The sequence below is a fragment of the Halorubrum sp. Atlit-28R genome (assembly GCF_003665955.1).
GTDB classification, from domain to species: Archaea; Halobacteriota; Halobacteria; order Halobacteriales; family Haloferacaceae; genus Halorubrum; species Halorubrum tropicale.
The window spans coordinates 1-461 of sequence record NZ_QPLS01000218.1 but is presented as its reverse complement, the minus strand read 5'-3'; the positions used below and the strand labels follow the sequence as shown (position 1 = coordinate 461).

The 461-nt window shown below is 66.2% G+C and carries 1 pseudogene; it reads right to left on the bottom strand.

What is annotated here, in order from left to right:
- A pseudogene (locus tag DVK06_RS17630) lies at positions 1-424 on the bottom strand (ABC transporter substrate-binding protein); the annotation flags it as partial.
- Positions 425-461: the final 37 nt, after the last annotated feature.

The following is a 461-nucleotide window of genomic DNA, read 5'->3' as shown; positions in this document are numbered from 1 at the left end:
CGAGGAAGTGAACATCGCTGTCCAGTTCGTAGAACAACTCCCTATCGAGGGCGTTCGGATTGGACGCCGGCGTGACGCGGCCGAGTTCCTCCCACTCGAAGTCCACGCCGTCGAGCGCGTCGTAGTAGTAGTCGACCGTGTTGCCGAACAGTTCCTTGTCGTAGCCGATGCCAGTGATGGCGTCGCCGTGGCCGAAGGCGACCGCCGCGTCGGCCGAGACCGGGTAGTAGGTCAGGGCACGTTCCGGCACGGCGTCGAACTCGACCGCACCGACCGGGGCCATCGACACCGAGTACGACCCGTCGCTCGTCTCGGTTTCGGTCGGAGGTTCCGTCTCGGCGGTCGACGCCGTCGGCATTCTACTCGGACTCGTCGGCGTCGTCGTCATTGTCGGCCCGGAGAGCGTTCTCGGCGGTGGAAGCATCGGACAGGCGCTCGTCGTCGGGTCGGCGCTCTCGGTC